Source organism: Microbacterium sp. UBA1612 (assembly GCF_002321605.1).
Classification (GTDB): Bacteria; Actinomycetota; Actinomycetes; order Actinomycetales; family Microbacteriaceae; genus Microbacterium; species Microbacterium luteum.
The window spans coordinates 96,963-118,477 of sequence record NZ_DCMW01000036.1 but is presented as its reverse complement, the minus strand read 5'-3'; the positions used below and the strand labels follow the sequence as shown (position 1 = coordinate 118,477).

17 protein-coding genes are annotated in these 21,515 nt (G+C 70.9%); 8 read left to right on the top strand and 9 right to left on the bottom strand.

Annotation, left to right across the window (positions count from 1 at the left end; translation table 11 throughout):
- Window positions 1-76 precede the first annotated feature (76 nt).
- Together B3S45_RS13815 and B3S45_RS13810 are read left to right on the top strand one after the other, a co-directional pair.
- The gene (locus B3S45_RS13815) at window positions 77-865 is read left to right on the top strand and encodes a PP2C family protein-serine/threonine phosphatase (protein ID WP_071045300.1); all 789 of its coding nucleotides are present in this window, start codon (window positions 77-79) and stop codon (window positions 863-865) included.
- A 67-nt stretch (window positions 866-932) separates the two neighbouring features.
- Window positions 933-3,770 (top strand): FtsK/SpoIIIE domain-containing protein, encoded by a 2,838-nt coding sequence (locus B3S45_RS13810; protein ID WP_286721311.1) that lies wholly within the window; start codon window positions 933-935, stop codon window positions 3,768-3,770.
- Window positions 3,771-3,773: 3 nt separating this feature from the next.
- Here B3S45_RS13810 and B3S45_RS13805 read toward each other — a convergent pair whose 3' ends face one another.
- Window positions 3,774-4,763: an asparaginase gene (locus B3S45_RS13805; protein WP_071045299.1), complete on the bottom strand. Its 990-nt coding sequence runs from the start codon at window positions 4,761-4,763 to the stop codon at window positions 3,774-3,776.
- A 54-nt stretch (window positions 4,764-4,817) separates the two neighbouring features.
- Between B3S45_RS13805 and B3S45_RS13800 the strand changes: the two genes are divergently transcribed.
- Window positions 4,818-5,291: an OsmC family protein gene (locus B3S45_RS13800; RefSeq protein ID WP_286721309.1), complete on the top strand. Its 474-nt coding sequence runs from the start codon at window positions 4,818-4,820 to the stop codon at window positions 5,289-5,291.
- Between the two features lie 12 nt (window positions 5,292-5,303).
- On the opposite strand, the gene B3S45_RS13795 is transcribed toward B3S45_RS13800, so the two are convergent.
- Window positions 5,304-6,092 (bottom strand): lysophospholipid acyltransferase family protein, encoded by a 789-nt coding sequence (locus B3S45_RS13795; protein ID WP_390178586.1) that lies wholly within the window; start codon window positions 6,090-6,092, stop codon window positions 5,304-5,306.
- A gap of 156 nt (window positions 6,093-6,248) precedes the next feature.
- On the opposite strand from B3S45_RS13795, the gene B3S45_RS13790 reads away from it, so the two are divergent.
- Together B3S45_RS13790 and dxr are read left to right on the top strand one after the other, a co-directional pair.
- A complete protein-coding gene (locus tag B3S45_RS13790; RefSeq protein WP_286721307.1) occupies window positions 6,249-7,208 on the top strand; it encodes an FKBP-type peptidyl-prolyl cis-trans isomerase in 960 nt (319 codons plus the stop codon).
- 32 nt (window positions 7,209-7,240) lie between these two features.
- Window positions 7,241-8,323, top strand: coding sequence for a 1-deoxy-D-xylulose-5-phosphate reductoisomerase (dxr, locus tag B3S45_RS13785; protein WP_286721305.1), 1,083 nt, complete (start codon window positions 7,241-7,243; stop codon window positions 8,321-8,323).
- Between the two features lies 1 nt (window position 8,324).
- Here the strand turns inward: dxr and B3S45_RS13780 are convergent, their stop codons facing one another.
- On the bottom strand, window positions 8,325-9,980 hold the full coding sequence (locus tag B3S45_RS13780) for a Mur ligase family protein (protein ID WP_286721303.1): 1,656 nt from the start codon (window positions 9,978-9,980) through the stop codon (window positions 8,325-8,327).
- Window positions 9,981-10,041: 61 nt separating this feature from the next.
- On the opposite strand from B3S45_RS13780, the gene B3S45_RS13775 reads away from it, so the two are divergent.
- A complete protein-coding gene (locus tag B3S45_RS13775) occupies window positions 10,042-11,367 on the top strand; it encodes a M50 family metallopeptidase (RefSeq protein WP_286721301.1) in 1,326 nt (441 codons plus the stop codon).
- Between the two features lie 36 nt (window positions 11,368-11,403).
- Here B3S45_RS13775 and B3S45_RS13770 read toward each other — a convergent pair whose 3' ends face one another.
- Complete coding sequence (locus B3S45_RS13770) at window positions 11,404-13,317, bottom strand: anthranilate synthase family protein (protein ID WP_286721300.1); 1,914 nt, start codon at window positions 13,315-13,317, stop codon at window positions 11,404-11,406.
- Window positions 13,318-13,542: 225 nt separating this feature from the next.
- Between B3S45_RS13770 and ispG the strand changes: the two genes are divergently transcribed.
- Window positions 13,543-14,673, top strand: a complete 1,131-nt coding sequence (gene ispG / locus B3S45_RS13765) for a flavodoxin-dependent (E)-4-hydroxy-3-methylbut-2-enyl-diphosphate synthase (RefSeq protein ID WP_286721323.1) — start codon at window positions 13,543-13,545, stop codon at window positions 14,671-14,673.
- Window positions 14,674-14,809: 136 nt separating this feature from the next.
- Here the strand turns inward: ispG and pcp are convergent, their stop codons facing one another.
- From pcp to B3S45_RS13750, 3 genes are read right to left on the bottom strand one after another with little or no spacing between them, the layout of a single operon-like run.
- Window positions 14,810-15,448: a pyroglutamyl-peptidase I gene (gene pcp / locus B3S45_RS13760; RefSeq protein WP_286721298.1), complete on the bottom strand. Its 639-nt coding sequence runs from the start codon at window positions 15,446-15,448 to the stop codon at window positions 14,810-14,812.
- Window positions 15,449-15,490: 42 nt separating this feature from the next.
- Window positions 15,491-16,510 carry a 1-aminocyclopropane-1-carboxylate deaminase gene (locus tag B3S45_RS13755; RefSeq protein WP_286721296.1) on the bottom strand — a complete coding sequence of 340 codons (1,020 nt, stop codon included), beginning with the start codon at window positions 16,508-16,510 and terminating at the stop codon, window positions 15,491-15,493.
- A complete protein-coding gene (locus B3S45_RS13750) occupies window positions 16,507-17,217 on the bottom strand; it encodes a GntR family transcriptional regulator (protein WP_286721294.1) in 711 nt (236 codons plus the stop codon). Before B3S45_RS13750 ends, B3S45_RS13755 begins: the two co-directional genes overlap by 4 nt.
- A 46-nt stretch (window positions 17,218-17,263) precedes the next feature.
- Between B3S45_RS13750 and B3S45_RS13745 the strand changes: the two genes are divergently transcribed.
- On the top strand, window positions 17,264-19,015 hold the full coding sequence (locus B3S45_RS13745; RefSeq protein WP_286721293.1) for a proline--tRNA ligase: 1,752 nt from the start codon (window positions 17,264-17,266) through the stop codon (window positions 19,013-19,015).
- A gap of 47 nt (window positions 19,016-19,062) precedes the next feature.
- On the opposite strand, the gene B3S45_RS13740 is transcribed toward B3S45_RS13745, so the two are convergent.
- Window positions 19,063-19,884 (bottom strand): DUF1206 domain-containing protein, encoded by an 822-nt coding sequence (locus tag B3S45_RS13740; protein ID WP_071045666.1) that lies wholly within the window; start codon window positions 19,882-19,884, stop codon window positions 19,063-19,065.
- Between the two features lie 61 nt (window positions 19,885-19,945).
- Entirely contained in the window at window positions 19,946-21,457 is a 1,512-nt protein-coding gene (locus tag B3S45_RS13735) for an alanine/glycine:cation symporter family protein (RefSeq protein WP_286721290.1), read from the bottom strand.
- Between the last annotated feature and the right edge of the window lie 58 nt (window positions 21,458-21,515).

The following is a 21,515-nucleotide window of genomic DNA, read 5'->3' as shown; positions in this document are numbered from 1 at the left end:
GCCACGTCCATTAGGCTGTGAGCACGCGGCAGCGCCTCGGTGCTGCCGACAAGACCGTTCGAGGGAGAGTCAGGGCGTGCCCGACGTATCGACCCACACGCGTTCCGTCGCAACGGCGGCGGGAACGTGGTCGTTGGCGTGGGCGGCGACCACCCACACGGGCCGCCGACGAGAGATCAATCAGGATGCGGTGCTCGCCTCGTATCCGCTCTTCGTCGTCGCCGACGGAATGGGTGGCCACATCGGCGGCGAGATCGCCAGCTCCCGCACCGTGGAGCGGCTCTCGGGCACGGTGGAGGGCGGCTCGGTCACTCCTCGCACGATCGAGAAGGCGCTGGCCAAGGCGGTCCGCGACATCGCATCGCATCCCAAGGCCACCGACGAGGGCACCGGGACGACGGTGACGGGTGTCTATCTGGATGTCTCCGGCGACGAACCGCACTGGGTGACGCTCAACATCGGCGACAGCCGCGTGTACCTCCTGCGCGACGGTGCACTCGCGCAGATCACGACGGATCACTCCGTCGTGCAGGAGCTGATCTCCTCCGGTCGCCTGAGCCCCGAGGAAGCGGAGAATCATCCCTACGGGAACGTGATCACCCGCGCCGTGGGCCCGAGCGACGGCGTGACACCGGACTACGTGCGGCTCGAGCTCGTCGACGGCGATCGATTCGTGATCTGTTCCGACGGGCTCACCAAGGAGCTCACCGACTACGGCATCCAGCACTTCCTGGGGGAGAACGCCGACCCGGCTGCCGCCGTCGACGCGATGCTCGACGCGGCGCTCGAGAACGGCGGACGCGACAACATCACGATCATCGTGCTCGATGTCGCGGCCGAAGATCCCTCCCCGGCGCAGCACTGACCCCCTCCCGTCCACAGGCCGGCCGCTGCGACGCCCGCCCGTCCGCCTCGGCGGATGGAATGAGGGTGTGCGAAATCCCCCACCCGCCGTCGACAACCCGCCCGCTCCGGATCTCCGGTACGACGCGGGTGAGCTTGTCCTCCCCGCACCCCCGGCCCCGGCGCGCCGCAGCGGCATCCCGGTTCTCGCTGCGCTGGCGCCGATAGCCGGGGCGGTGATGATCTGGGTCGTCACCGGTCACGTGCTGGCGCTGTGGCTCGCCGCGCTCGGCCCGGTGATCGCGGTCGCGTCACTGCTCGATTCCCGGCGTGCGGCCCGTCGCGAGCACCGTCGGGCCGCGGCGACGTCGGCCGCGGCTCGCCGCGCGGTACGAGAACGCCTTCGTGAGCGTCACGACGCCGAGCGGCGCGCGATGCGGCAGCGACATCCCGATGCACGCGCGCTCCTCGACGACGACGCCGAGATCTGGCGGCGCTCGGTCGTCCGCGACAACTCCCTGGTGGTCGGCCGTGGTGAGCGGGCGAGCGGTCAGCGGGTCACCGGCGGCGGCGACGATCCCGAAGACGCGGCATTGCGCGCTGACGCGGGTCGCCTCACGGACGCGCCGGTCGTCGTTCCGCTCGAGGGCGGCGTCGCGGTCTCGGGTCCGCGAATGCTCGCGGCCGCTGCGATTCGCGCCCTCGCCCTGCAGCTCGTCCTCGGTATCGAACCGGGGCGGCTGCGTGTCGTGTCCGGTCCCGGGGCCGAACACGTGTGGGCGCAGCAGCTGCCGCATGTGCGGGACGCTCCGACGGTGATGTGTCTGCTCGAACCGGGTGACGTGGCCCACCCGTCGGCGACGTTCGTGCTCGCGCGGGTGGACGAGTCGGCGCCGCCGCCCCCGGAGTGCACCGTGCGCATGACCGTGACCTCACCGACGGGTGCGATCGTCGACGACGGCATCGCGCGTCGCGACGTCGCGCCGGAGATGTTCGATCCCCGCCAGTGCGCCGCGGCGGCATCGATCCTCGCCGCGCGGGCGGCTCGGATGCGCGGCGACGACGAGGAGACGGTCGTGTCGCTCGGCGACCTTCTCGCCTCGCAGCCCGCGGGCGATGCTGGCCCGCTCACCGCCCGGTTCGCCGCGGCGGCCGGCGTCGTCGTGCCGATCGACCTCGTCGACGACGGTCCGCACGCCGTCGTGGCGGGCATGACCGGATCCGGCAAGAGCGAGTTGCTGGTGTCGTGGGTGCTGGCGCTGTGTGCGAGCCACTCCACGGAACAGGTCGTCTTCCTGCTGGCGGACTTCAAGGGCGGAACCGCGTTCGACGCGCTCGCTCGGATCCCCCACGTGACGGGGGTGATCACCGATCTCGACGGTGACGGTGCGGAGCGGGCCCTTCAGAGTCTGCGTGCGGAGATCCGGATGCGCGAGCGCGCACTGACGGCGATCGGCGCACGGGACGTCGCCGACCCGAGAGTCCGCCTGCCTCGCCTGGTCATCGTGGTCGACGAGTTCGCGGCGCTGCTGGGCGAGCATCCCGAGCTGCACACGGTGTTCACCGACGTCGCAGCGCGCGGTCGTGCGCTCGGCATGCACCTCGTCCTCGGCACGCAACGCATCGCCGGGGTGGTGAGAGACGCCCTGCTGGCGAACTGTCCGCTGCGCGTGAGCCTGCGTGTCGCCGATCGGGGTGACAGCAGGGCCGTCGTCGGCACCGAAGACGCCGCCCTGCTGCCCGGCGGGCGCGACGGCGCGGGCGTGGCGATCGTGCGACGTGCGTCGGACGCGGAGCCCCAGCGCGTGCGTATCGGTCTGAGCGACGACGGGCTGCTCGATCGGGTCTGCGCTCGAGGCGCCGAGACCGGACCCGCCCCGCGCCCGATATGGCATCCGACGCTGCCGGAGCGCATCGACATCTCCGACCCGCGGCTGAGTGCGGGCGAAGCCGGTCGGCTTGCATCCGACCTCACGCTGGGTCTCGCCGACCTCCCCGCCGAGCAGGACCAGCGCCGCGTCGGCGTTCTCGTGGCCGATCGCTCCCTGCTCGTGGTCGGCCGTGCGGGCTCGGGTCGCTCCTGCGCCGCAGCGCTGATCGCCGCGCAGGCGCCGGGCGGCTCGGTGTGGATCCCGGCGGATCTCGAGCACGGGTGGGATCAGCTCGTCGGCTGCGCCGAGCGACCGCCGGCCGCCGGGACGGCGATCGTGCTCGACGACGTCGACACCCTGCTCGCGCGCCTTCCCGCCGACCACGCCGCGGCGGCGATCTCGCTGCTCGAAGCGATCGTGAGAGACGCGGGACACGGGGGATACCTCGTCATTCTCACCGCCCGTCGGCTCTCCGGGCCGCTCGCACGGGTGGCCGAGACGGTCGCGCGGCGATTGGTGCTCGCCACCCCGGGGCGCGCGGAGCACATCGCCGCCGGTGGCGCTGCATCGGGATTCGACCCCAGCGCACCTCCCGGCCGCGGTACCCTCGACGGAGTCGTCGTCCAGACCGCGATCGTGCCCCTTCCCGGGGAGTCCGGCCGGGTGGAGCCCGACCTCTGGCGACCGCCGCGAGGTCTGACGGGGGTGGTGATCGCGCCGGGGCCCCGCGCACGGTCGCTCTTCTCGGCGTGGCAGGCGGGCGGCGCCACGGTGCGGATGGTCGACGAGGCCGACGACGTGGGCGGCGACGGCTCGCGCACGGTGCTGGTGGGAGACCCCGAGCTGTGGCAGCGGAACTGGCGGACGCTCACGCGCATCCGCCTCGAGCACGACCTGCTGATCGACGCCGCGTGCGGTACGGCCTACCGCACGCTGACCGGTGATCGCGATCTTCCGCCCCCGTGCGACTCGCGAGGAGCGCGCGCCTGGCTCGTCCGCGGTGGCGCAGCCCCCCGCCGAGTGTGTCTCGCGGCGCAGCAGTCCGACCGTGACTGATCCTCAGAAGACGGGACGGATCCGGCCCACCTCGACGCCACCGCCGGTCACCCGCAGCGGCAGCTCCGCCAGCAGCGCGGAGACGTCCGCCTCTGCCAGGGCTCCGGCGCGCTCGAGCAGGCGCGCCGCGACCGCGGTCGCCGCGCGTCCGCTGCCGTCGAGGATCTTCGCGGCGACGGTGGTGCCGTCGGGGGCGACCATGACCATCACGCCTTCGGCGCCGCCCTTGGCGAACACCCCCAGTCGGGAGATGGCCAGCGTGTCCGGTCGCGAGGGGCCGTCGATCGTCCACGGGTTCTCCTTCACGGCGCGCACCAGCGCCCCCGCGCTGCGATGGAGCGCGAAGGGCGAGCGCTCGGACGACGTGCCGATGCGGTGGATCGCCTTCGCGAGCGCCGCGAGGCTCATCGCGAACACCGGCGCACCGCATCCGTCGATCGCCGTCGTCGTCACCCGTTGCCCGGTCAGGCGTTCGGTCACCTCGCGGATCTGCACCTGGAGCGGATGCTCGGGATGCAGATACGTCTCGATCGGCCAGCCGTTCGTCGTGCAGGCCAGGAGCATGGCGGCGTGCTTGCCGGAGCAGTTCATCCGCACGCGCGCCGGCGCGGCCCCGGCGCGGACCATCGCGTCGCGCGCCGGGCCGTCTCCCGGCCATGCGGGCGGGCACTGCAAGGCGGTGTCATCGAGGCCGGCGGCGTCGAGGATGTCTCGCACGGCGGCGACATGCCGATCGGTGCCGGAGTGGCTGGCCGTGGCCATGCCGAGTCGCTCGCCCTCGAGGGGAGTGCCGGCGGCGAGCATCGCCAGCGCCTGCACCGGCTTGAGCGACGAACGCGGAAGGATCGGCGCTTCGGTGTCGCCCAGCGTCGTCGACGCGCCGCCGTCGGGAGACAGCACGATCGCGGACCCGACGTGGCGGGACTCGATGAACCCGCTGCGTTCGACGACGGCGAGGGGGACGGCGCTGCTGGCGGCGAAGGTCTCCGGCACACCACCAGCCTAACGTCCGCCCGTGCGCGGGGCCGGTCGTGTCAGACTGGCCCCATGCCCGGCGAACACTCCTACGCGATGCGCGCGACCTGGACCGGTGAGCGCGGAAGCGGCACGAGCGGATACCGCGACTACGACCGCTCCGTGACCCTCGAGGTCGAGGGCAAGCCGGCGCTGCTCGGCTCGGCCGATGCCCCGTTCCGCGGCGACCCGGCACGGTGGAACCCCGAGGACATGCTCCTGGCATCCCTCGTGCAGTGCCACCTGCTGTCCTACCTCCACGCGTGCGTGACCGCGGGTGTGGTCGTCACCGCGTACCACGACGACGCGACCGCAACCCTCGTGCTCGACGGCACGGGCGGCGGCGCCTTCCGTGAGGTCGTGCTCCACCCCGTCGTCACGGTCGCCGAGGAGGGGATGGTGGATGCCGCGTACGCGGCACACCGTCAGGCGAACGCATGGTGCTTCATCGCGAACTCCGTCAACTTCCCGGTGCGTCACGAGGCGACCGTGCGCGTGGCGGCCTGAGCTGCCGGGCGCTCACACGCGCTCGTGCGGCAGCGCCTGCCTGATCTTCTCGATCGGCCCGTGGGCGGGCAGCTCGTTGTAGGCGCCCGCGAGCTCCTGCTCCGAGAGGGCCTGGATGGCGTTCATGATGTCGTCCGTGGCCCCGCGACGAGCGCGTCCCGACGACGCGGCACCGTGATGCGAGAGATCGATCGGCTCACCGAATCGCACCGTGACACGTTCGCGCAGCGACGGCATCTTCGCGCCCACGGGCATGACGCGGTCTGTGCCGATGAGGCCGACCGGCACCACCGGAGCGCCCGTCTGGAGAGCGAGGAAGGCGACGCCGGTGCGCCCCTTGTAGAGGCGCCCGTCGAGGGATCGAGTCCCCTCCGGGTACAGTGCGACGGCGCTGCCCTGATCCAGCAGAAGTCGCTGCTGGTCGAGGGCGTCCAGCGCCGCCTGCCCGGCACCCCGCGTGACGGGGATCGCGCCGATCGAGAGGAAGAACTGCTTGGACAGCCACCCCTTCATCCCGGGCCCGTCGAAGTAGCTCGCCTTGGCGAGGAAGTGCACCGGCCGCGGAGCGGCGACGGGTATCGCGATGCTGTCGATGAAGGACAGGTGGTTGCTGGCGAAGATCACCGGACCCTGCCGGGGGACGTGATGCCGGCCCTCGACCCGCGGACGATACAGCAGCCGACCGAGCGGGGTCACCACCATGCGGCCGAACGCATAGGTCGCGCCCATGCGGCGCACGCCCTCCGGCGTGCGCTCGTCGTCGTTGCCGGTGTTCTCGGAATCGGGGGTTTCCGCAGACATCACCCGACGAGGCTACCGCGGATCGCATGCCCGGCACGTTATGCTCCGGGCGCGTGGAGCCGGTCGGCTCTCGGCTCGTCGATCCACCGGATCCCGGCCCGGGCGACGGGGCTCTCAGCCCGATCAAAGAGATCGTGGGGCAGGATGGGGGCGACCGTGTCTGTCCACCGTCTCGAGGTCTTCGTGCGCAATCGCTCCCTGTTCGCCGTCTCCGCCGTCGCCGTTGCGGCGATCCTGCTCGCCGGATGCGGCACATCCGACCCCGAACCGGACGCGTCCGCCGATGCGCTCTGCGCCGCCGCCGCCCCCTCGGGGTCGGCCTCCGAAGCCGTGACCGTCGAGGGCGAGACGGGCGAGGAGTCCACCGCGACGTTCGAGTTCCCGCTCGAGGTCGGCGAGCTTCAGAGCTCCGTGGTGACCGAGGGCGAGGGAGACCCCGTGGAATCCGGCGACCTCGTGTCCTATGCGCTCACCGCCTACAGCGCCGAGACCGGCGAGGAGCTGGGAACGCTCGGGTACGAGGGCGCGGAGATCCTTCCCGCACAGATCTCCGCCGACAACCCGATCGGTCAGATCGTCGGGTGCGCGACCCCCGGCACGCGCGTGGTCGCGGCCTTCCCCGCGAGCGACACCAACGGTGCGGAGGTCTACGTCTTCGATCTGCTGAGCGTCGTTCCCGACGCCGCGTGGGGCGAGGAGCAGGAGCCCGTCGAAGGCATGCCGGACGTGACCCTCGACGACGACGGCGCCCCCACGGTGACCATCCCCGACGCCGAGGCGCCGACGGAGGTCGAGATCGCCGAGTTGAAGGTCGGCGACGGTGCGACGGTCGAGTCCGGCGACACGGTGCTCGTGCACTACGCCGGTGTGAAGTGGTCCGACGGCGAGGTCTTCGATTCCAGCTGGGATCGCGACACCCCCGCCACCTTCACCACCACCGGTGTCGTGGCCGGCTTCCAGCAGGCGCTGGAAGGGCAGACCGTCGGTTCGCAGGTGCTCGTGGTCATCCCGCCGGAGTTCGGATACGGGGACAGCGAGGGAAACGAGCTGCAGGACGAGACGCTCGTGTTCGTCGTGGACATCCTGGGCACGCAGCACGCCGTCGCGGCCGAGTGACCCCACGCGTGCGGCGTCGGTAGTCTGACCGCATGCGGCGCGTCATCGTTCTCGGTTCCACCGGCTCCATCGGCACCCAGGCGCTCGAGGTCATCCGCGCGAACCCGCGTCGTTTCGACGTCGTCGGTCTGTCCGCTCACTCCTCGCGCGACGCGCTCTCCGCCCAGGCGGAGGCGTTCGGCGTGGAGCACACGGCGCTCGGAGCGGAGGAGGCCGCCCAGCTGGTGCACGACGTCGAGGCCGACGTCGTGCTCAACGGCATCACCGGTTCGGTGGGGCTGGGACCCACGCTCGCCACGCTGGCGACCGGCACGACGCTCGCCCTGGCGAACAAGGAGTCGCTGATCGTCGGCGGTGATCTGGTGCGTCGTGCGGCGCGCCCCGGACAGATCGTCCCGGTCGACTCGGAGCACTCGGCCATCGCGCAGGCCCTGCGAAGCGGTGAGAGGGCCGAGGTGCGCAGGCTCGTGCTCACCGCGTCGGGAGGTCCTTTCCGCGGACGCTCGCGCAGCGACATGGCGACCGTCACTCCGCGTGAGGCGCTCGCGCATCCGACCTGGGACATGGGCCGGGTCGTGACGACCAATTCCGCCACGCTGGTGAACAAGGGCCTGGAGGTCATGGAGGCGCACCTGCTGTTCGAGGTGCCGTTCGAGCACATCGACGTGGTCGTGCACCCGCAGTCGATCGTGCACTCGATGGTCGAGTTCGTCGACGGATCGACGATCGCTCAGGCATCGCCTCCCGACATGCGGCTGCCGATCTCCCTCGGCCTGGACTGGCCGCACCGCGTCGGCGGGGTGGGGGCACCCCTCGACTGGACGAGCGCCACCTCGTGGACGTTCGAGCCGCTCGACGACGATGCGTTTCCGGCCGTCGGGCTGGCCAAGCAGGTCGGTCGTGCGGGATCGACCTTCCCCGCGGTGTTCAATGCGGCGAACGAGCAGGCCGTTGACGCGTTCCACGACGGCGCGATCGCTTTCACCGACATCGTCGAGACGATCGCCGCCGTGGTCGATGCGCACGAGCCTCCGACGGAGCTCACGCTCGAGACCCTCGCCGAGGCCGAGCGCTGGGCGCGTGAGGCGGCGGATCGCGCCGTCGCCGCGGCCTGAGTCAGCGCGACGGGCGCAGCGGGTCGGAGTCCGGCGTCCGATCGTCGGGGTAGGGCACGGGCCAGCGCGGTTCGGGCACCGGCCATCCCCTGTCGCGCAGAGCGCGGCGGGCGAGCTCGCGGGCCGAATACGGTGTGCGCACGCCGCGGATGTCGCGGTAGTCCTGGTGGCCGGGCCCGGCCCACAGGATTGCATCGCCGTCGCCGACGAGCTCGACGGCCTCGCGGATGGCGCGCTCCGGCGGTGAGGACTCGCGGATGTCCGCGTCGGGCCGCGCCCGGCGCGCGCCTTCGACGAGGCTCGCACGGATCGCGTCCGGCTCCTCATGACGGGGGTGATGGTCGGTGACGATCAGGATGTCGCTGCCGTCGACGGCGGTGCGGCCCATGTCGTGTCGCTTCGTGGTGTCGCGATCGCCGTCCGCGCCGAACAGCATGAGGACCGTGCCCGGCGTGACGCGCCGGACGGCGGCGAGGGTCTTCTCGAAGGCGTCGGGGGAGTGCCCGAAGTCGACGTAGACGGCCGGGCCGGTGTCGCCGGAGACCAGTTCGGTGCGACCGGGCAGGTACGCCTCGATGCGGCCGCCCTCGAGCGCCGCGGTCAGCCGCTCCCACGGGTAGCCGGCCTCCAGGATCATGACGATCGCGAGACCCGCGTTGGCCGCCATGTGACGGCCGATGACCGGCACGGTCGTCTCCAGCCGCCGGCCGTCGCGAGCGGCGAGCGCGAAGCGTGTGCCGATCTGCTGCTCATCGATGATCTCCACGACCCAGTCGGCGTCCGCGGCAGCGTCGCGATCGTCGGCGATGTCGGGAGTGCCGATCGTGACGCACGGCACCTCGCACGCCGCGACGACACCGGCCCCCGATGCGGAGTCGAGGCTGATGACGGCGCGTCGCGAACGGTCCGTGCGGAACAGCGGGAGCTTGGCCTCGAAGTACTCGGCCATGTCGGCATAGTCGTCGAGATGGTCGTGGGAGAGATTCGTAAACCCGGCGACGTCGAACATCATCCCGTCGACGCGGCGCCGCGACAGCGCCTGCGCGCTCACCTCGACGGCCACGGCCTCGACGCCGCGTTCCCGCATCAGCGCCAGCAGCGCGTGCATCTCGTAGGCCTCGGGCGTGGTCAGTCGCGACACGATGATCTGTCCGGCGATGTGGCGCTCGGCGGTGGACGAGAGCCCGGTCACCGCGCCGATCTGCGACAGGATGCCCTCGAGGAGGTGCGACACGCTCGTCTTGCCGTTGGTGCCGGTCGTGCCGAGCAGGAGGGGCAGGTCGTCGTCGGCGCCGGTCGCGTAGACACGCGCCGACATGTCGCCGAGAGCCGCTCGCGGGTCGTCGACGACGAGCACGGGGATGCCGGCCGTGCGCGCGATCGCCTCTCCGGCGGCGTCGGTGACCACCGCGACCGCTCCGGCGGCGGCGGCATCGGCCGCGAACTCCGCGCCGTGCCGGTTCACCCCGCGCACCGCGACGAAGACGTCGCCCGGTCGCAGGTCCGCGGTGGCGAGCGTGATGCCCGACAGCGTGACGCCGGCGAGGTCGTCCGAAGAGCGCGCGCCGACCTCGCGCGCGAAGTCGGCGAGGCCGTGCGTCGGCGGATTCTCGGGCCGGAGCACGGGTGGCAGATGGGAGGCGGTGTCGGTCGGCATGGCGGCATCCATCCTCTCACCTCGCGGCCTCTTCATAGGCAGGCGCGAGTACCGTGGGGTCGTGATCGCATTCGTCATCGGCTTCGCCCTGCTCTTCGTGGGCCTCGCCGTGTCGATCGCCCTGCACGAGATCGGTCACCTGATGCCCGCTAAGCGCTTCGGGGTTCGCGTCGGGCAGTACATGATCGGCTTCGGGCCGACGCTGTGGTCCCGCCGTTTCGGTGAGACCGAGTACGGCGTGAAGGCCCTCCCGATCGGCGGCTACATCTCCATGGCGGGAATGTATCCGCCCACCCCCGCCGAGCGTGCCGGCGAGGGACGCGCCGGCGGCGGATTCTTCGCCACGATGGTCCAGGACGCCCGTGCCGCGAACGATGAGACCGTCCACGGTGACGGCGACGATCGCGTCTTCTACCGGCTGCCGGTGTTCAAGCGCGTGATCATCATGCTGGGCGGCCCGGTCATGAATCTGCTGCTGGCGATCGTCCTGTTCGCCCTGTTGGCCTCGGGCATCGGATTGTCCACGGCGACGACGACGGTCGCTGCCGTGTCCGAGTGCGTGGTGCCGGCGTCGGCGGCGGGCGCCGAGTGCACATCGGCCGACCCCGTCGCACCCGCGGCGGAGGCGGGGATGCTGCCCGGCGACGAGATCGTCTCGATCGACGGCACGCCCGTGGCGAGCTTCGACGAGGCCTCGTCGATCATCCGCGACGCCCCGGGCGAGACGCTCGAGGTGGTGGTGCTCCGCGACGGCGTCGAGACGGCCCTCGCGGTCACCCCGCTGCTGACCGAACGGCCCGTGACCGATGAGGCCGGGCGAGCCGTCACCGACGAGAACGATGTCGCCGTGACCGAAGAGGTCGGATTCATCGGCATCTCGCCGGTGAGCGAACTGCAGCCGCAGCCCATCTGGGCGGGTCCTCAGATGGGCTTCGAGAACGTCGGTGCCGTGGCGGGCATCATGTGGCAGCTGCCGGTGAAGGTCTGGGAGACCGGCGTCGACCTCGTCACGGGGGGAGAGCGTGATCCCGACGGGCCGCTGAGCATCGTCGGCGCGGGCCTCATCGCCGGTGAGGTCGCGTCCGCGGAGGCTCCGGTCCTGAACCGGGTCGCGGGCATCCTGTCGGTCCTGGCCTCGCTGAACATCGCCCTGTTCGTCTTCAACCTCATCCCGCTGCTGCCGTTGGACGGCGGTCACGTCGTCGTGGCGCTGTCGGAGGGGATCAAGCGGGCGTGGGCGAAGCTGCTGCGTCGTCCGCCCCCGGCTCCGGTGGATGCGACCAAGCTCGTCCCCGTGACCTTCGTCGTGGTCGTGTGCCTGATCGCCATGGGCGCCGTGCTGATCCTCGCCGACATCGTCAATCCGATCTCGATCTTCGGCTCCTGAGCTGCGCCGCCCGTCGATCGCGGGACTTCGCAGCGCTCAGGCGGGGGTGACGGCGAAAGCCTCGGCGACCAGCCGCTCGAGGGTGCGCAGCCCGTCGCGCGACAGGATCGACTCGAGGTGACCCTGCACCGAGGCGAACCCCGGCCCGCGCAGCGCATACACCGCGCCGGATTCGGGGTCGGCGGAGACCTCGGCCTCGCCGATGCGGCTCGTTCCGGCGGGCACCGTCGCGGTGAAGGTGTTGTAGAACCCGATCGAAGCGGGCTCGCCGAAGATGTCGACGCGCAGCTGCACACCCTGGTGCGGGCGCGCCAGCGGAGCCAGCTCGATGCCGAGGCTGTCGGCGAGGATCTGATGGCTGAGGCACACGGCCAGCAGGGGCCGGCCGCTCGCGCGCCGCATCGCCACGACCTCGCGCATCCGAGCGATGCGCGGGTTCTCGAGTCCGCGGGGGTCGCCGGGGCCGGGACCGCACACGAGCAGCTCGGCGCCGACGATCTCTTCATCGGTGGCGGCGTGCCACGGGGTGATGGTGACGTCGAGGCCCAGGTGGCGCAGCTGGTGCGCGAGCATCGTCGTGAACCGGTCCTCGGCATCCACCATCACCGCGCGGTGTCCGGCGAAGGGGCCGTCGGTGCCGCCGGATTGCGGATTGAGCCAGAAGTCGGCGAGGCGGGAGTTGCGCGAGGCGAGCAGGCTCGCGACATCCGGGTCTTCCGCGAGCCGCGCGGGAGGTCCGGTGGGAGCGTCGTCGTCGCCGGCGGATGCGGACGTGTCACGCGCGACGGCGCCGATCGCGCCGAGCACCCCGGCGGCTTTTCCGTGCGTCTCGCCGACCTCTCCGTACGGGTCGGAATGCCGCACGAGCGTCGCGCCGACCGGCACCCGCAGCGCCCCGTCGACGAGGTAGGCGGTGCGGATGAGGATCGGCGCGTCGAGATCGTGCGTGGGCTCATCCGGAACCTGCGTCGGGCGCGGCGTGAACAGGGCGGCGACGCCCGAATAGTATCCGCGCGGGGAGGTCTCGTGCCGGGCGATGACGGTGCAGGCGTTCTGCATCGGGGATCCGGTGACGGTGGGTGCGAACATCGTCTCGCGGAGGATGTCGCGCGGGTCGAGGCGGCTGCGTCCGCGCAGCATGTACTCGGTGTGCGTCAGCCGCGACATCTCCTTCAGGCGCGGTCCGGTGATGCGGCCGCCGTCGGAGCACACGGCGCTCATCATCTTCAGCTCCTCGTCGACGACCATGAAGAGCTCTTCGGTCTCCTTGGTCGATTCGAGGAACTCGCTCAGCGTCGCCACGGTGGCGCCGCCCTGCGGGTGGCGGAACGTCCCCGAGATCGGGTTCATGGTGACCACGCCCCCGGTCGCGCTCACGTGCGCCTCGGGGCTTGCGCCGACCGCCACGTGACCGTCGGTGACGATGGCGAAGGTCCAGTACGCGCCCTGCTCGTGCTCGGCGAGCGCGCGGAACCACGTGAGCGCGGCGACGCGCGGGTCGGCGTCGACCGAGGCCGTGAAATCACGTCGGATGACGAAGTTCGCTCCTTCGCCGCGGCCGATCTCATCGGCGATCACTCGGCGCACGATGTCGGCGTAGTCGTCGTCGGCGATGTCGAAGCCGGCATCGGAGAGGGTGACCGGCGCTCCGGGGAGCTCGGCGAGCACGTCTGCTCGCGGGAGGGAGGTGTGCTCGTCGACGAGCAGGCATCGCAGCGGTGCGCCGTCGTCGTGGCAGACGAAGCCCCGCTCGCGCACCTGCCGGAACGGCACGAGAGCCAGCACCTCCCGAGGCGTGCCGTCGCTTGCGACCAGCGGGATGTCGCCGAGCAGGTCGACGTCCACGACCTCGCCGGTGAGCACCTCGACCGTGTCGGCATCGCGGGCGATGAGAGCGAAGGGAGCGTCGCTGGCGGCCAGGGCAGCGAGGGAGGGGGCAGGCGTGCTCATCGGGTTCTCTCGTCGGATGGGCGGTCGGCCCTTGCAGGGAAGAGGACCGCCCGTGTCAGTCAGGGGCGGTCTGTCGTTCGCGCGAAAACCCACCGCCTATGCGGTGAGCCACCAGTGACGTCGCGGGAACATGCGCCGAACCTACCACAGGCCCGTGAGGCCGCCTGCGGCCGTGCCGGGTGCTCCACGGCGTACCCTGAAGAGGTGCCCGCAGTGAACATCGGTATGCCGAGTGTCCCCGACGTGCTCGCGCCCCGGCGCAGAAGCCGGCAGATCCGCGTCGGGAAGGTGCTGGTGGGCGGCGACGCGCCGGTCAGCGTGCAGTCGATGACGACGACGCCGACAACGGACATCAACGCGACCCTCCAGCAGATCGCCGAGCTGACCGCATCCGGATGCGAGATCGTGCGCGTCGCGGTGCCGAGTCAGGACGATGCGGATGTGCTGCACATCATCGCGAAGAAGAGTCAGATCCCGGTCATCGCCGACATCCACTTCCAGCCCAAGTACGTCTTCCAGGCCATCGACGCGGGATGCGCGGCCGTGCGGGTGAATCCCGGCAACATCCGCAAGTTCGACGACCAGGTCGGCGCGATCGCCCGCGCGGCGCAGGATGCCGGGGTTTCGCTGCGCATCGGGGTCAACGCCGGCTCCCTCGACAAGCGGCTGCTCGAGAAGTACGGCAAGGCGACACCGGAGGCCCTCGTGGAGTCGGCGGTATGGGAGGCGTCGCTGTTCGAGGAGCACGACTTCCACGACTTCAAGATCTCGGTCAAGCACAACGACCCGATCGTGATGGTGAAGGCCTACCGGCAGCTCGCCGAGCGCGGCGACTGGCCGCTCCACCTCGGGGTGACCGAGGCCGGGCCCGCCTTCCAGGGGACCATCAAGAGCGCGACGGCGTTCGGCATCCTGCTCTCCGAGGGCATCGGCGACACCATCCGCGTCTCGCTGTCGGCCCCTCCCGCCGAGGAGGTCAAGGTCGGCCACCAGATCCTGCAGTCCCTCAACCTGCGCGAGCGCAAGCTCGAGATCGTCTCGTGCCCATCGTGCGGGCGCGCGCAGGTGGACGTCTACACCCTCGCCGACTCGGTGACCGAGGGCCTCAAGGACATGACCGTTCCGCTGCGGGTGGCCGTGATGGGATGCGTCGTCAACGGGCCCGGCGAGGCCCGCGACGCCGACCTGGGGGTCGCCAGCGGCAACGGCAAAGGCCAGATCTTCGTCAAGGGCGAGGTCATCAAGACCGTTCCGGAAGCGGACATCGTCGCCACCCTCATCGCCGAGGCGAACCGGCTCGCCGATGACATGGGTCCGGATGCGCCCGTCGGCACGGCCCAGGTCCTCACCTCCTGACCCAGCCCCGCGTCGCGTCCGCGCCGCGCCCGCCGCGCCCGCCGATGTCGGAGAATCACGCCGATGTCGGAAGATTCGGGCCGATTCCTCCGACGTCGGGCGGATTCTCCGACCAAGCCGCCGGCGCAGGGGTTGGTCAATGGATGCTGCCGGCCGGCTCCGAGAGGTCGTGCGGGGTCGCGAGCGTGGTGGCGATCGCGACGTGCAGGGCCGCGGCGATGTCCGCGAGCGGCACCGCGGGCTGGCCCTCCGGGGCGTGCGCGGTGTCCCACGGCACGTGGATGAAGCCGGCGCGCGTTCCGGGGCGCGACGCGGCGCCGTGCGCGGCGACGTAGAAGACGTGGTTGCACACGTAGGAGCCCGCCGACAGGGAGACCCGCGCCGGGATGCCGCCGGCCGAGACGTCTCGTGCGATCGCCTTCACCGGGAGTGACGAGAACAGGGCCGCGGGGCCGCCCGGCACGCACGGCAGATCCACCGGCTGCGCGCCGTCGTTGTCGGGAATCCGCGCATCCTGCAGGTTGATGGCCACCCGCTCGGGGGTCACCGCGTCTCGCCCGCTGGCGAGTCCGGTGGAGATCACGATGTCGGGACAGTGGCGCTCGATGAGTTCCTCGAGCCGCACGGCGGCACCGGCGAAGGTCACCGGCAGCACGTCGGTGACCAGACGCGCGGCGCCGTCCCATCCGCCCGCCACCAGGCGCACCGCGTCGCCCGACGGGTTGGTCGGATCGGCGGCGAACGGCTCGAAGCCGGTCAGGAGCACGGTGGTCACCCGGTCCACCCTAGATCGCCGGTCGCGCGCCGTCGGGCGAGGTCACTCCCACAGCGCGTGATAGGCGTTGATCGCCGGCTGACCGCCGAGATGGGCGTACAGCACGTTCGAGTCGGCGGGGATGTCGCGGTCGCGAACGAGGTCGATGAGCCCCGCGAGCGACTTCCCCTCGTACACGGGGTCGGTGATCATCGCCTCCAGCTGCGCGCCGAGGGCCATGGCCGCCATCGTCGACTCGACGGGAATGCCGTACAGGTCCCCGGCCCAGCCCTCGAGCACCTGGATCTCGTCGTCGCGCAGGTCGCGGCCCAGCTCGATGAGATCGGCGGTGTGGCTCGCGATACGTGCGACCTGGTCCCGCGTCTTCTCGAGCGTCGCCGAGGCGTCGATGCCGATCACGCGACGCTTCACGCCGGTGAGGTCTTCGAGGGCGGCGAAGCCGGCGATCATGCCCGCGTGCGTGGAGCCGGTCACCGTGCACACGACGATCGTGTCGAACGTGATCCCGAGCTGCCTCTCCTGCTCGGCGAGCTCGAACGCCCAGTTGGCGAAGCCGAGGCCTCCCAGCGGATGCTCGGAGGCGCCCGCCGGGATCGGGTAGGGCGTGCCGCCGGCCTCCTCGACCTCACGCAGCGCATCCTTCCAGGAATCGCGGATGCCGATGTCGAAGCCGTGATCGTCGAGTCGCGAGTCGGCGCCCATCATGCGCGAGAGCAGGATGTTGCCGACGCGGTCGTTGGTGGGGTCGTCCCACGGCACCCACTTCTCCTGCACGAGGCGCGCCTTGAGCCCGAGATGAGCGGCCACCGCGGCCACCTGACGCGTGTGGTTCGACTGGTAGCCGCCGATGGAGACCAGGGTGTCGGCGCCGGAGGCCAGCACATCCGGCACGATGTACTCGAGCTTGCGCACCTTGTTCCCGCCGAAGGCGAGGCCGCTGGAGACATCCTCGCGCTTGGCCCAGATCTGCGCTCCGCCGAGGTGCTGGGTCAGCCGCTTCAGGTGCTGCAGCGGGCTCGGGCCGAAGGTGAGTGGATGGCGGGGGAACTGGTCGAGCTTCACGGGGTCTCCTCGTGTCGGGGGTCGGTAGGGGAGGCGTCGATGACGAGTGCCTGCCAGATCTCCTCGGCGAGCGCCGCCGCGGACTCGGCATCGCCGGCCGCGCACAGCTCGATGAACCGGTCGTGACGGGCCGCGGAATCCCTGCCCTCCTCGACCGATGCGAACCGCAGTCGCTCGGCGCGGTGGAGGATCGGCTCGTACTGCGCGATCACCGCCCGGGCGGCCGAGTTGCCGCACACGTCCACCGCGACGGCGTGGAAGGCGGCGTCGGCGACCAGCGCGCCGTCGGCGTCGCCGGCCGCGTGGGCGGCCGCGAAGCGGGCGTTGGCCGCGCGCATCCGATCGAGGTCGACGGCTGTCATGCGGGGCACCGCCGTGAGGACGGCGAGCCGGTGCATGGCGGCGACGACCCGCTGCGCGTCGCGCACGTCATCGCTCTCGAGGGGCGAGACCACGGTCGATCGCCCCGGCGAGGAGCGCACGAGCCCGGCCCGCCCGAGTTCGAGGAGGGCTTCGCGCACCGGGGTTCTGCTCACGCCCAGCCACGTCGCGAGATCGGCGTCGCGCACCTGCTCACCCGGGGTGAGAGTGCCGTCGACGATCGCATCGCGGATGCGGTCGAGAACATCGTCGCGCAGGAGGGGGCGCGGAGGTCGAGCCTCCGTGGGAATCGGCATGCAATATATTGCATACTCATCGAGCGTCATCTGTCAAGGCGATGCCGCGTCGTCGCGGTCCGTACACTTGTCGATCGTGGTCACCCGTCTGTCGCACCTGTTCCTCCGCACCCTCCGTGAAGATCCCGCGGATGCCGAGGTCACCAGTCATCGGCTGCTCGTACGCGCCGGGTACATCCGCCGGCAGGCTCCGGGCATCTTCGCCTGGCTGCCGCTCGGACTCCGCGTGAAGAACCGCCTCGAGCGCATCATCCGCGAGGAGATGACCGCGGCGGGGGCCCAGGAGGTGCACTTCCCGGCGCTCATGCCGAGAGAGCCGTACGAGGCGACCGGTCGATGGGAGGAGTACGGCGACGGGATCTTCCGCCTGAAGGATCGCAAGGACGCCGACTACCTGCTGGCGCCGACGCACGAAGAGGCCTTCACCCTCCTGGTGAAGGACCTGTACTCGTCGTACAAGGACCTCCCCCTGACGATCTACCAGATTCAGGACAAGTACCGCGACGAGGCGCGTCCGCGCGCCGGTCTGCTGCGCGGCCGTGAGTTCACGATGAAGGACGCCTATTCGTTCGATGCGTCCGACGAGGGCCTCGATGCGTCCTACATGGCGCAGCGCGACGCGTACGAGCGCATCTTCCAGCGTCTCGGCCTCGAGTATGTGATCGTGCAGGCCGACGCGGGTGCGATGGGAGGCTCGCGGTCGGAGGAGTTCCTGCACCCGACGCCGGTCGGTGAGGACACGTTCGTGCGCAGCGCGGGCGGCTACGCGGCCAACGTCGAGGCCTTCGCGACCGTTGCGCCGGAACCGGTCACCATCGAGGGACAGCCGGCGCCGGTGATCTTCGACTCGCCGAACACGCCGACCATCGCCACCCTCGTCGACCACTGCAACGCCCACCTGGACGGCCGCTTCACCGCCGCGGACACCCTCAAGAACGTCGTGCTCGCCCTCAGACACCTCGACGGCACCCGCGAGCTCGTCATCGTGGGAGTGCCCGGCGACCGCGACGTCGACGACAAGCGGGTCGAGGTCGCGTTCGCGCCCGCCGAGGTCGAGCCCGCGACCGACGAGGACTTCGCCCGCCACCCGGGCCTCGTCAAGGGGTACATCGGGCCGTGGTCTCCCGAAGGTGCGGTGCTCGGTGGGGAATCGACGACCGGCATCCGCTACCTGGTCGATCCGCGCGTCGTGGACGGCTCGCGCTGGATCACCGGCGCGAACATCGACCAGAAGCACGTGCACTCACTCGTCGCCGGCCGCGACTTCGTCGCCGACGCCGTGGTCGACGTCGCGAGCGTGCGAGAGGGCGACCCCGCTCCGGACGGCTCCGGGCCGGTGTCACTGGCACGCGGGATGGAGATCGGGCACGTCTTCCAGCTCGGCCGCAAGTACGCCGAGGCGCTGGGCCTGAAGGTGCTCGATGAGAACGGCAAGCTCGTCACGGTCACCATGGGCTCCTACGGCATCGGCGTCACCCGCATCCTGGCCATCATCGCGGAGCTCAACAACGACGATCGCGGTCTCATCTGGCCCACCTCGGTGGCGCCGTTCGATGTGCACGTGGTCGCAACCGGCAAGGATCCGGTGGCCTTCGAGCTCGCCGAGACGCTCGCCGCACAGCTGGAGCAGGCGGGGCTGGATGTCGTCTACGACGACCGCCCGAAGGTGTCTCCCGGGGTGAAGTTCGGCGACGCGGAGCTGGTCGGCGTGCCGCGCATCCTCATCGCCGGTCGTGGCGCGGCCGACGGCAACGTCGAGCTGTGGGACCGGCGCACCGGCGAGCGCGTGACGCTCCCGGCCGCCGACGCGGTCGCCGCCCTGACCTGACGCCCCTCTTGCCGGCGCGAAGGTGACATCGTCACGGCGAAGAACACCTAATCGTCGAGGCGGGCGTACTTCCCGCGCAGAACCGAGAAGACGCCATAGGCGATGAACCCGAACCCGACGCCGACGACGAGCGCCGGGCCGTAGGGGAGACCCACCAGCGTCTGGATGGCGCCGTCGAGGCCGCCGGCGGCATCCGCGTCGACGCGGACCGCGGCGACGAGCACCAGGATGCCCACCGTCACCAGCGAGATTCCCTTGGCGATGTAGCCGATGACGCCGATCACCACCACGGTCCTCCCCATCGCGCCGACGGGGAGATCGACCTTCTTCCGGAATCCGCGGCGGATGCCGATGACGACGAATCCGACGCCGATCCCGCCGATCACGAGTGCCCCGGCGCCCAGGAGGAAAGGACCGCCCGGGAGGGAGAGGACTCCGCGGCTGACGTTCTCGGTGCTCTGCTCGCCGTTCGGACGCGCGCCGAGGGCGACGGATGCGGCGATGCCGCCGAGGGCGAGGTAGACGACCGCGCGCGCCCACAGCGAGGCCCGTCGGCCCCACTTCTTCGCCGTCCCCTTGCTGCCGGGGCGATCACGCTGCAGGAACCCGTCGAGCACGTACCAGGCGCCGAGCGCCCAGAGACCGGCGACGAGGGCCCACAGCGCCACGAAGCCCATCGGGGCGGCGGCGAGCGCCTTGAAGGCGCCGGACTGGTCGCTGTCGGCGTTTGCTCCGAAGGCGATGGAGACGATGATCGCGCCGAGGATCAGATGCAGAACGCCGTTGGCGACGTAGCCGAGGCGAGCGGCGATGCGCACCGCCGGCGCGGAGCTCGCGTCGCGTGCGGCGGCACTCGCGGATGTACCCATGCGGCAAGGTTAGCCGCGGCCCCGGGCGCGCCTGCGGGGTTGCCCGTCGCTCGCGGATATGTCAGTCGCGCGCGGACCTCTCGTGCAAGTGGTCGCGGTGCTTCTCCGCCTGGCGGCCGCGGGTCGTGAGATCGATCGGCCCGGTGACCGACAGCTCGTCCTCCCACATCTCGATGTTCGCCACCCCGGGCAGCCGGTCACGGGTGAAGACCGGGTCCTTGCCCTCGCGCCGCTGCTGCGTGTAGTCGCGAAGGAGCGCGAAGGCGATGCCCGAGAGGAGTCCGATCGCCACGAGGTTCACCAGGGCCATGAAGCCCATCGCGCCGTCGGCGAAGGTCCAGACGACGTCGGCGGACAGCAGCGCTCCGATCAGGACGGCAGCGATCGCGGCGATCCGGTAGCCGAGCAGCACCCCGCGGCTGCGGGTGATGAATTCGATGTTGCTCTCGCCGTAGTAGTAGTTGCCGAGGATCGAGCTGAAGGCGAGCAGGAAGATGATGACGCTCAGCAGGATGTTCGACCACTCGCCGAGGGTGCCGATGACGGCGCCCTGAGTCAGGTCGATGCCCCGCTCGGCGTTCGCCAGATCCGGAACCGACACCAGGATGATGAACGCGGTGATCGAGCACACCAGGAACGTGTCGAAGTACACTCCGAGGGTCTGCACGAGGCCCTGTTTGACCGGATGCGTCACGGCCGCCGAGGCGCCGGCGTTGGGCGCCGAGCCGAGACCTGCCTCGTTGGAGAACATGCCGCGCTTGACGCCCGTGAGGATGATGTATCCGAGCGTCGCGCCCACGACCTCGTTCGGCCCGAACGCCTGGGTGAAGATCGTCGCGACCGCAGCGGGCAGCCGGTCGATGTTCAGCGCGACGATGACCAGCCCGATGAGCAGGTACAGCAGTGCCATGAGCGGAACCAGGAGCTGGGTGACCGAGGCGATGCGGCGCACGCCGCCGAAGATGACCAGCGCCATCAGCGCGCTCAGGACGATTCCGATCACCCACGGCAGCCAGGCGGAGGCGGAGTCGTCGAGGCCTCCGGCGATCGTGGCCTGGATGGTGTTGGCCTGCAGCGAAGAGAAGGCGACGGGGAAGCAGATGATGAGGATGACGGCGAACACCACGCCCATCCAGCGGGCTCGCAGTCCGCGCTGCATGTAGTAGGCCGGGCCGCCGCGGAAGCCGTCGGCGTCGCGGGTCTTGTACAGCTGCGCAAGCGACGATTCGATGAACGCCGATGCACCGCCGATGAAGGCCATCAGCCACATCCAGAACACCGCGCCCGGACCGCCGATGGCGATCGCCGTGCCGACGCCGGCGATGTTCCCCACTCCGACGCGGGAGGCGGCGGAGATCGTGAATGCCTGGAACGCCGAGACCGACTGGGGTCTGCCCTCGGCGGTGCGCGGCGTCTTGTCGGTGAGGGTGCGGAACATCTCCGGGATCAGTCGGAACTGGACCACCCCGGATCGCACGGTGAAGTACAGCCCGAGCAGCACCACGATGGGCAGCACCAGCCACGTCCAGAGATTGTCGCCCCACGTGGCCAGCCACGCGCTCACATCCGCCATCCGGTCAGTATGGCGGTGATCGGGCGGCCGCGTCGACGCCGCAGCGGTTTCGACCTGC

What these genes read in the sequence shown, in the direction of transcription:
- B3S45_RS13735 (WP_286721290.1), bottom strand. Translation starts at nt 21,457, where the DNA reads ATGGCGGATGTGAGCGCGTGGCTGGCCACGTGGGGCGACAATCTCTGG.
- ispG (WP_286721323.1), top strand. Translation starts at nt 13,543, where the DNA reads ATGCCGAGTGTCCCCGACGTGCTCGCGCCCCGGCGCAGAAGCCGGCAG.
- B3S45_RS13740 (WP_071045666.1), bottom strand. Translation starts at nt 19,884, where the DNA reads ATGGGTACATCCGCGAGTGCCGCCGCACGCGACGCGAGCTCCGCGCCG.
- B3S45_RS13800 (WP_286721309.1), top strand. Translation starts at nt 4,818, where the DNA reads ATGCCCGGCGAACACTCCTACGCGATGCGCGCGACCTGGACCGGTGAG.
- dxr (WP_286721305.1), top strand. Translation starts at nt 7,241, where the DNA reads ATGCGGCGCGTCATCGTTCTCGGTTCCACCGGCTCCATCGGCACCCAG.
- B3S45_RS13795 (WP_390178586.1), bottom strand. Translation starts at nt 6,092, where the DNA reads ATGTCTGCGGAAACCCCCGATTCCGAGAACACCGGCAACGACGACGAG.
- B3S45_RS13780 (WP_286721303.1), bottom strand. Translation starts at nt 9,980, where the DNA reads ATGCCGACCGACACCGCCTCCCATCTGCCACCCGTGCTCCGGCCCGAG.
- B3S45_RS13750 (WP_286721294.1), bottom strand. Translation starts at nt 17,217, where the DNA reads ATGACGCTCGATGAGTATGCAATATATTGCATGCCGATTCCCACGGAG.
- B3S45_RS13770 (WP_286721300.1), bottom strand. Translation starts at nt 13,317, where the DNA reads ATGAGCACGCCTGCCCCCTCCCTCGCTGCCCTGGCCGCCAGCGACGCT.